This is a genomic window from Clostridioides sp. ZZV14-6345, from assembly GCF_020657775.1.
Classification (GTDB): domain Bacteria; phylum Bacillota; class Clostridia; order Peptostreptococcales; family Peptostreptococcaceae; genus Clostridioides; species Clostridioides difficile_D.
Genome location: NZ_JAGWCX010000099.1, coordinates 1 through 9,264 on the forward strand (window position 1 = coordinate 1; position 9,264 = coordinate 9,264).

Genomic DNA, 9,264 nt, shown 5'->3' on the forward strand with positions numbered 1-9,264 from the left:
TGTTTATAAATTAACCTACTGTTTAATTTTCAATGTTCGTATTTATTTCTTGTTCCTTTTTTCAATGACAAGTAATACTATATCATCTTTATCTATCTAAGTCAATATAATTTTTTACTTTTTTTATTTATCATATATTCTTTATATTTAATTTTTAAAATCTAATACTAAGCAAACCTGTTTATTTCATAAAACTAATATATATTCTATGCTCTATTTTCCTTTTTATTCTATATTTAAATTTTTTATTTACACTAATATTTGTAATATCACATATTTGCTAAAATTAATTTACATTTCTTTCACTTGTAATTTTTGTAATCTTGTATTAGATTAATATTAAAAAATAATTTATCAATAACCTTATTCACAAAGACAGTTTTTATATATCAAAATATAATACTATATAAATACTAAGCTACATTTTAGGAGGATTTTATTATGAGCAAAAAAGTATTAATAATGTCTGCTTCCACCGGTGGTGGGCATAATAGGGCTGCTCTAGCTATTAAAGAAGAACTTACTTCCAAAACACTTGATGGAGAGCCAATTGAATGTGAAATAATAGATAGTTTGAAATTAGTTAATAATACAATGGATAAAATAATTTCAAGAGGATATGAAAAATCTGCTATATATACTCCAAAAGCATATGGAAGTGTATATAGATTATCTGAAACAAATCTTTTATCAAAAAATGAATTTAAAGACAATCTACTAATAACATTCATGGCAAAAAAATTTAAAAAGCTTATTAGAAGCAAAAAACCAGATTTGATTATAGGAACGCATCCTTTTCCAATGATTGCGCTTAGTACATTGAAAAAAAACTTTAACTTACATAATAATGAATCAAATGCTTACACAGAGTATTTTTATAAACATTATACAAATACTATTAATGTTCCTCCACTTATTTCTGTATTAACTGATTATACTACTCATTCTACATGGATACAAAATGAAATTGATTACTATATAGTTGGTCATGAATACGTAAAAGAGTTATTGGTATTTGATGGAGTTGAACCTAGTAAAATTAGAACATTTGGAATTCCTGTTGAAAAATCTTTTCTCTCTCATAGAGATAAAGATATTGTTCTTTCTGAGTTAAACTTATCTCCAGATAAATTAACTGTTTTACTTATGGGTGGTAGCTTTGGAGCTGGTAATATAAAAGAGACACTTGATGAATTATTGGATACTGACAGAGATTTTCAAATAGTTGTAATAACAGGTAGAAATGAAAGTTTAAAAGAAAAAATCGAAAAAAAGCTTATATCTCGTTATCATGATAAAAAAGTATGTGTCCTTGGATATACTGATAAAATGAATGATATTTTAGCTTCTATAGATGTATTAGTAAGCAAACCTGGTGGACTTACTACAACGGAGGCACTCTTAAAAGATGTACCTATGATAGTTCCATATTATATACCAGGTCAGGAAGAGGAGAATCTTGATTTCTTATCTAATTGTGGTGCAGCACTTAGAACTACAAAAAAATATAATTTATCAATATTATTAAAAGTTCTAATAGATGACCCTAGTAGGTTAGAGATGTTAAAAAGAAATATTAAATCAATAAGAAAATCAAATTCAGCCCAAAATATAGCTAATTTAATTTTAAATATAATTTCTGATTGATAAAATAAATAAAATCCCTATAGTATATATTATCTATTAGGGATTTTTTATTTTCTAATTATTTAATATTAAATTGGTTCATAAAAGTCTTCTTCATAATCATACTGATAGTTTTTATAATTATTTCTAAATTCAGCATTTTTATTTCGTGCAGTTTTTTTAGTTTTTTTCTTATTAGAAAAACTTATATCATCAAAATCATCATATTTAGGCTTGTCTTTTGATTTCATTTTTTTAACTCTTTTTTCTTTCATTGCATTATGTTCTTCTAAGTTCATAATTGGTTTCATGTTGCACCCCTATCAAAATTTTTAAATGATTTATACAACAAATTATACAATACAGAAGAAATTTATTCAATAAATCTAAATCAAAATTAATTTGAATTTAACCACAAAAAATTATAAAAATCGAGGTTAATACCTCGATTTTTATATTTCTCTTCTACCTTCTAGTGCTTTTGATATTGTGACCTCATCTGCATACTCTAAATCTCCTCCAACAGGAAGACCATGAGCTATCCTAGTAACTTTAATTCCCATTGGTTTTACTAACCTAGCAATATACATAGCTGTGGCTTCTCCTTCAATAGTAGGATTTGTTGCCATTATTATTTCTTTGACTTCCTGATTGCCAAGCCTTTGTATAAGTTCCTTTATTTTTAGCATATCTGGTCCAATACCATCCATTGGAGAAATCACTCCATTTAATACATGATACTGACCTTTAAACTCTCTCGCTCTCTCCATGGCTGCTACATCCCTTGGGTCTTCTACCACACATATAATACTCGAATCTCTATTTTTATTTGAACACATACTACATGGGTCTGTATCTGTTATATTACAACAAATTGAACAATATCTTATTTCTCTTTTCGCGTCTATAATCGCTTTAGATAAAGCTTCCACATCATTAGTATTCATATTAATAACATGAAAAGCCAATCTTTGAGCAGTCTTTCTTCCTACTCCAGGAAGCTTTGAAAATTCTTCTATAAGTCTCGTTATTGGACCTGTATAAACTTGCATAAATACCACCTACTAGAATAACCCAGGTATATTCATACCTCCAGTTACCTTACTCATTTGACTTGCTTGTATATCATCAATATTTCTCAATGCTTGATTTACTGCACTTAAAACTAAATCTTGTAACATTTCTATATCATCTGGATCAACTACTTCTGGTTTGATAGTTATATCTAAAACTTCTTTTTTACCATTAACCTTTACAGTAACTGCGCCTCCTCCAACTGAAGCTTCTACTTCTTTATTTTCTAACTCTTGTTGAGCTTTTTGCATATTTTCTTGCATTTTTTGAGCCTGCTTTAATAAGTTATTCATATTTCCACCACCAGGCATCATTCCGCCTCCAAAACCTTTTTTAGCCATAAACAATTCCTCCTAAACTTATTTTCATTTTATTATTATATCATAATAGTATTTTATTATTTACTTTCATTTTCATCAATACTGTCTTTTATTTCTAGTATCTCTTCATTTACTATGTTCTTTAATATCTCTTCACCAATGTCTTCTTTTTCTTTAACTTCAAGATTTATATCTTTGACTTCTGATGTCAATACTATTTTTACATTAAAACTTCTATTTAAAACATCTCTTATTGTTTTTTCTAAATAATTTATTGTATCTTGGGAGCTAAGTCTAGTTTTTGCAAAATCAAATTTATCATCAAATATAACATACAACAAGTTGGAATATACATTAAAGCTTTTTACCTCACTTAAAAGTGCATATATTGGCATTTTTTTATCTTTTTTAATTTGTTTAAGTATATTCTTCCAAGATGACTCTATAAGTATAACGTCCTCATTTTTTACATCTTCATAAGCTACATTTTCTTGTTTTACATCTATTTCTCTATTGACTTCATGCTCTTTTTCTTTACTATTACCAGTTTTTTCAACCTTAAAGCTACCCAGTTCAATCATTTTTTCTAAGTTATCAACTCTTTTTATAAGAGCTTCTTTACTTTCGTCAAACATTGGTTGAGCAATTTTCATTATAGTTATTTCCACTAAAACTCTTGGATTTGAAGAGGACTTTATATCATCCTGAGTTGCTGATAATATATTTAAAACCCTTATCAAATCATTTATATCTATATTTTTAGACTGAAGTTTAAGTTGTTCTATGGTTTCTTCGGGCAATGAAATTATCTCATCTAGTTCTGATGAAACCTTACATACCATTAAATTTCTAAAATGGTCAATCAAATCATTTATAAGGTTTCTTATATCTTTCCCCCATAAAACAAATTCATTTAATATCTCAAGAGATTTTTTAGTATCTTGTGCTAAAATACATTGAGACAATTCAAATAACTGTTCTATATTGACGCTTCCCATCAATTCAACAACATCTTTATAATCTATCTTATTCTCTCCAAATGATATACATTGGTCTAATATACTAAGTGCATCTCTAAGAGCTCCTTGAGAATTTCTCGCTATTAAATTAAGTGCTTTATCATCTATATCAGTTCCTTCATCTTCACAAATCCTTTTCATTCTAAGAGTCATATCTTTAACCGTAACTCTTTTAAAATCGTATCTTTGGCATCTCGATAAAATAGTTGCAGGTATCTTGTGAGGTTCAGTAGTAGCTAATATAAAGATTACATATGAGGGTGGCTCTTCTAATGTTTTTAATAATGCATTAAAAGCTCCTTGAGACAACATATGAACCTCATCTATTATATATACTTTATATTTAGCATTGGCTGGAGAATATTTCACACTTTCTCTAAGCTCTCTTATATCATCCACACTATTATTTGATGCTGCATCTATTTCTACAACATCCATTGTATTATCTTTTAATATCGATTCGCATATCTCACAATCATTACAAGGTTCTTCATTTATTTTATTCAAACAGTTCACTGCTCTTGAAAAAATTTTTGCAGTAGATGTCTTACCAGTACCTCTTGTACCACAAAATAGATAAGCATGTCCTATATTATCATTGTATATTTGATTTTTTAAAGTCTTAATAATATGATCTTGACCAATAACGTCTTCAAACTTTTGTGGTCTATATGCTCTATATAATGCTTTATGCATCCTTTTACCTCTCTTTAGTAAAATTAATAAAAAAATCCCTCATTATCTAAGGGATTAGTCTTTTATATGTTAAATGCTGTACACCATCTATCGACTTAATTCCATAGGCGTTACCAAAACAGTTAGCTCAACTTAGGCACCCCCACGGCACACAAAAGTGATCACTTACCGCTGCTTCCTTCCGGACCTGACGGGGTTCATGAGCTTTCATTGCGCAGGACCTAAGCATCAACACCACTTATTTAGGGCGGCCCTACAGAAAATAAGCCTTTAGATGGAATTCAATCCTGCTATAGCGGATTGCAGGTTACAGGGCACCGCTACCTCCCCATCTAGTACAGCAAAATTACAACCATATTTAATTACTTTTATTGTTTCTGGCGGAGAGAGTGGGATTTGAACCCACGATACAGTTTTACCCATATACTCGCTTTCCAGGCGAGCGCCTTCGACCACTCGACCATCTCTCCTTAATCTCTTTTTCTTAATGCCTTAAAAAATTCTTGCAATATGATCGAGCATTCTTCTTGCAAAACATCAAAAGCCACTTTTACATTATTATTATTAAAATAATCTAATTTAAACTCATGCTGTTTTTCTATATATGAATTTTTTACATGTCTTGTCCCTATTATAAGCTTTTTTATTCTAGAATTAACTATTGCACCACTACACATTATGCAAGGTTCCATTGTAACATATAAATCACAATCAGTCAACCTCCAACCTCCTAATTTTTCTGAGGCTTGTTTTATCGCTAAGATTTCTGCATGAGCTGTAGAATCTTTTAGTGTCTCTGTAAGGTTATGAGCTCTAGCTATTATTTGATTATCTTTAACTATAATAGCACCTATTGGTGTTTCTCTTTTATTATATGCTTTATATGCTTCTTTTAATGCTTCTTTCATATAAAATGAACTTTCCATAATTCCTCCCAAAACTTATAACAAACTTATCTTATCATAATTCATTTTATAATTCAACTTAATTTTATTTTGTTTATTTAATTATTACTATATATAGTTATATTTTTTTTAAATTAGTTCTAAAATAATTTTTAGATATTTATATAAGCCTTGATTTATAAAGATATTTAGTATTTTATGATGAAAATTCTGTTATATAAATTAAAACGCTATGAAATTTAATAATTATATTAATAATTCCATAGCGTTTTAATTTATTGTTCACTCATAATATATTTTCTACATTAAAATATATTTCTACATATAATGTTAATATAGAATTATCTTATAACATCAACACCCATATAAGGTCTTAACTCTTCTGGAACTACTACAGAACCATCTGCTTGTTGATAATTTTCTAATATAGCAGCTAGGCATCTTCCTATAGCTAATCCAGAACCATTCAATGTATGAACATATTCTGCTTTTGATTTTTTATCTCTTTTAAATCTTATTCCTGCTCTTCTTGCTTGAAAGTCTTCAAAGTTTGAACAAGAAGATATTTCTACATATCTATTATAGCTTGGCATCCAAACTTCCAAATCATATTTAAAGGCTGCTGTAAATCCTAAATCTCCTGTACATATTTTTACCACTCTATATGGAAGACCTAACATTTGTAACATAGTTTCAGCATCATGAGTTAATGATTCTAATTCATCATAAGAGTCTTCTGGCTTAACAAATTTAACTAACTCAACTTTATTAAATTGATGTTGTCTAACTAAGCCTCTTGTATCTCTTCCTGCTGAACCTGCCTCAGATCTAAAACAAGGAGTATATGCACAATATTTAATTGGAAGTTCTGCGACATCTAATATTTCATTAGCATGTATATTAGTAACAGGTACTTCAGCTGTTGGTATTAAGAAATACTCTAATCCTTCTATTTTAAACATATCTTCCTCAAATTTAGGAAGTTGACCAGTACCTATAAAACTATTTCTATTAGCCATAAATGGAGGTAACACTTCTGTATATCCATGCTTAGCTGTATGAGTATTTAAAAAGAAATTCATTAAAGATCTTTCTAATCTAGCTCCTAGTCCTCTGTATAAAGTAAATCTTGAACCAGTTATTTTCCCAGCTCTTTCAAAATCTAATATACCTAGACCAGTACCTATATCCCAATGTGCTTTATGCTCAAAATCAAATTTAGTAGGTTCTCCCCAAGTTCTTATTTGAACATTATCTTCATCTGTTTCACCTTGTGGTACCTCTGGATGAGGAACATTTGGTATTCTCATCAATGTATATTCTATTTTTGCTTCTACTTCTTTTACTTTCTCATCAATACCTTTTATCTTATCTGATAGCTCTTTTAATCTTACCTTTTCTTCTGTTACATCTTTTCCCTCTTTTATTAATTGTGGTATTTTTTTAGAATTTACATTTAATTCATTTTTCATAACTTCAACTTCTTGAAGTATTTCCCTTCTTTTATTATCTAATTCCACTACAGCATCAAGGTCAAATTCTTTTTCGCCTCTTCTTTCCATAGCTTTTTTGATATCATCTAAATTTTCTCTTATTCTTTTAATATCTAACATATTAATTCCTCCTAATAATTTTGATAATATAAATTATAATTCCAATTTAATTTACAAATATTATAACTGTAAATTTTTAGCTTAAACAAATTTGAAAAATAAAAAAAGACCTCCGTTTACCCCTATAAAAGGGACGAAAATCTTTTATCCGCGTTGCCACCCTAATTGACTATACTAAAATGTATAATCCTCTCAGACCTATAACGTAGGTAAACGTCTAGCTTTAACTAGAAGCTCTAGAGTAGATTCAAAAACCATTGTAATGAGTTCTCACCATACACTCATTCTCTGAATACAATCTGTTTTTTACTATTTTCCTTCACTGCTTTTTAACTAATTGTTTTATTTGATAATCATTATATTATATATATTAACATCTTTCAATACTATTATTCAAATTTTCTTTAATTTTTTATATCAAATTTATTTTTTTTATTTAATTAAAATATTACCTTTTGTCTGCTGTGTTTAAATTACTTGTATCATTAAGTAATAATGCAGAAGGAACAAAGGGAACTTTTATATTATTTTCATCAAACTTATTTTTGACTTTTTCCATTACATCAAAGTATACATCCCAATAATCATCAGTTTTAACCCAGGGTCTAGCAACTATTTGCATAGTATTATTTCCTATGGAGTTTAAACCTATAATAGGTTTTGGGTCATCTAATACTCTTTTTTCATTTGTAAAAATCTCATTTAATATAGACTTAACGATATCTATATCACTATCATAAGAAATATTATATGAAAAATCTATTCTTCTTTTGTTTTGATGTGTATAATTAATTATATTATTACTTGTCAATTGAAAATTTGGTATAATTATAGTTTTATTATCTGGAGTTTTAAGAACAGTGCTAAATATTTGTATATCAGAAACTGTACCTTCTACACCTGAACCTTGAATATAATCGCCTATATTAAATGGTTTAAAAAATAAAATAATCATACCTGAACCTAGATTTGATAATATTTCTTTAAATGCTAAACCTATACTAAATCCAGCAGCTCCTAATACAGCTACAACTGATGTAGTCTGTATACCTATAATACCTAAACTTATCAATGATATAATAGATAACATAGATATATATATTCCATATACAATAAAATTATTTACACCTTTGCTCATTCCATATTTAATTAAAAACTTTGAGACCATTCTTCTTACTATTTTGGATATATAAATACCTATCACAAATACAATTATTGCATATATGATATTTGGTACGTTATCACTAAAGTTATTAAGTATGTTTTCTAAAGTTCTCTTAGTTATATTACTATTTGTTGAGGCAGTCTTAGCCAATGATAAAAAATTCATTTAACTCCTCCTTATGATAATATTCCTTTGTCATCTAATTTTTTTATTATAGCTTCTATAGTATCTTCTTTTATAGCCTCAATTGTGTGAATATGACTACATTCTGTCAGAACTGATAATTGTTTAAATTCATTTGTCTCTACTTTCTTCATAAAATTATCTATCTCCACTTTAGAATAAATATTAAGTTCTGCAGTTATTTGACCATATGTTGGATGATTTACAATGACATCTTTTACAATCCCACCTAAATCTACAATAATCTTTAATTCATCATAAATTTCTTTAGAATTCTTGTGATTCTTACATTTTATTTTTTTTGTAAAATATGGTTGATTATATATTATATATCCTTGAGGTGTAGCTATTATTTCAAATCCTTTAGCTCTTATAAGGGCTATATCCTGTACTATTACTTGTCTACTTACATTTAACATCTCAGCTAGACTTCCACCTTTTATAGGACACTTAGATTCCTTTAAAATATCTATTAATCTGCTTCTTCTTTCATCAGAATTCATATTACACCTTCTTTCTAAATCAAACTAAATCAAAAACTTTATCTATACTATATAATTCTATATTTTATCTTATTATAAATCAATATTGACTTTATATTCTGTTTAATCTTAAATTTTATGACAAATAAAAAAAGATTACGTGGCTACGTCCTACTCTCCC

At 27.9% G+C, this 9,264-nt stretch carries 9 protein-coding genes, 1 tRNA gene, 1 other RNA gene and 1 other annotated feature; of the genes, 1 reads left to right on the plus strand and 10 read right to left on the minus strand.

What is annotated here, in order from left to right; all coding sequences use genetic code 11:
• Positions 1-441: 441 nt before the first annotated feature.
• Positions 442-1,647 carry an MGDG synthase family glycosyltransferase gene (locus KGF39_RS18225; protein WP_227823395.1) on the plus strand — a complete coding sequence of 402 codons (1,206 nt, stop codon included), beginning with the start codon at positions 442-444 and terminating at the stop codon, positions 1,645-1,647.
• A 68-nt stretch (positions 1,648-1,715) separates the two neighbouring features.
• On the opposite strand, the gene KGF39_RS18230 is transcribed toward KGF39_RS18225, so the two are convergent.
• From KGF39_RS18230 to KGF39_RS18275, 10 genes are all read right to left on the minus strand, one after another.
• Positions 1,716-1,937, minus strand: a complete 222-nt coding sequence (locus tag KGF39_RS18230; RefSeq protein ID WP_054272756.1) for a hypothetical protein — start codon at positions 1,935-1,937, stop codon at positions 1,716-1,718.
• Between the two features lie 141 nt (positions 1,938-2,078).
• Positions 2,079-2,678, minus strand: coding sequence for a recombination mediator RecR (gene recR, locus KGF39_RS18235; RefSeq protein WP_107594145.1), 600 nt, complete (start codon positions 2,676-2,678; stop codon positions 2,079-2,081).
• Between the two features lie 12 nt (positions 2,679-2,690).
• Positions 2,691-3,041, minus strand: coding sequence for a YbaB/EbfC family nucleoid-associated protein (locus tag KGF39_RS18240; protein ID WP_054272754.1), 351 nt, complete (start codon positions 3,039-3,041; stop codon positions 2,691-2,693).
• A 56-nt stretch (positions 3,042-3,097) separates the two neighbouring features.
• Entirely contained in the window at positions 3,098-4,735 is a 1,638-nt protein-coding gene (gene dnaX, locus KGF39_RS18245; protein WP_227823396.1) for a DNA polymerase III subunit gamma/tau, read from the minus strand.
• A 76-nt stretch (positions 4,736-4,811) separates the two neighbouring features.
• An RNA gene (gene ffs / locus KGF39_RS18250) (signal recognition particle sRNA large type) lies at positions 4,812-5,076 on the minus strand.
• A gap of 37 nt (positions 5,077-5,113) precedes the next feature.
• Positions 5,114-5,205 (minus strand) — tRNA-Ser (locus KGF39_RS18255).
• Complete coding sequence (locus KGF39_RS18260; protein WP_054272752.1) at positions 5,206-5,661, minus strand: nucleoside deaminase; 456 nt, start codon at positions 5,659-5,661, stop codon at positions 5,206-5,208.
• Between the two features lie 320 nt (positions 5,662-5,981).
• The gene (serS, locus tag KGF39_RS18265) at positions 5,982-7,253 is read right to left on the minus strand and encodes a serine--tRNA ligase (RefSeq protein WP_227823397.1); all 1,272 of its coding nucleotides are present in this window, start codon (positions 7,251-7,253) and stop codon (positions 5,982-5,984) included.
• A gap of 126 nt (positions 7,254-7,379) precedes the next feature.
• Positions 7,380-7,585, minus strand: a binding site (T-box leader).
• 116 nt (positions 7,586-7,701) lie between these two features.
• Positions 7,702-8,583, minus strand: a complete 882-nt coding sequence (locus KGF39_RS18270; RefSeq protein WP_227823398.1) for a mechanosensitive ion channel domain-containing protein — start codon at positions 8,581-8,583, stop codon at positions 7,702-7,704.
• Between the two features lie 11 nt (positions 8,584-8,594).
• Complete coding sequence (locus KGF39_RS18275; RefSeq protein ID WP_227823399.1) at positions 8,595-9,104, minus strand: transcription repressor NadR; 510 nt, start codon at positions 9,102-9,104, stop codon at positions 8,595-8,597.
• Positions 9,105-9,264 lie beyond the last annotated feature (160 nt).

What these genes read in the sequence shown, in the direction of transcription:
- KGF39_RS18225 (WP_227823395.1), top strand. Translation starts at nt 442, where the DNA reads ATGAGCAAAAAAGTATTAATAATGTCTGCTTCCACCGGTGGTGGGCAT.
- KGF39_RS18230 (WP_054272756.1), bottom strand. Translation starts at nt 1,937, where the DNA reads ATGAAACCAATTATGAACTTAGAAGAACATAATGCAATGAAAGAAAAA.
- recR (WP_107594145.1), bottom strand. Translation starts at nt 2,678, where the DNA reads ATGCAAGTTTATACAGGTCCAATAACGAGACTTATAGAAGAATTTTCA.
- KGF39_RS18240 (WP_054272754.1), bottom strand. Translation starts at nt 3,041, where the DNA reads ATGGCTAAAAAAGGTTTTGGAGGCGGAATGATGCCTGGTGGTGGAAAT.
- dnaX (WP_227823396.1), bottom strand. Translation starts at nt 4,735, where the DNA reads ATGCATAAAGCATTATATAGAGCATATAGACCACAAAAGTTTGAAGAC.
- KGF39_RS18260 (WP_054272752.1), bottom strand. Translation starts at nt 5,661, where the DNA reads ATGGAAAGTTCATTTTATATGAAAGAAGCATTAAAAGAAGCATATAAA.
- serS (WP_227823397.1), bottom strand. Translation starts at nt 7,253, where the DNA reads ATGTTAGATATTAAAAGAATAAGAGAAAATTTAGATGATATCAAAAAA.
- KGF39_RS18270 (WP_227823398.1), bottom strand. Translation starts at nt 8,583, where the DNA reads ATGAATTTTTTATCATTGGCTAAGACTGCCTCAACAAATAGTAATATA.
- KGF39_RS18275 (WP_227823399.1), bottom strand. Translation starts at nt 9,104, where the DNA reads ATGAATTCTGATGAAAGAAGAAGCAGATTAATAGATATTTTAAAGGAA.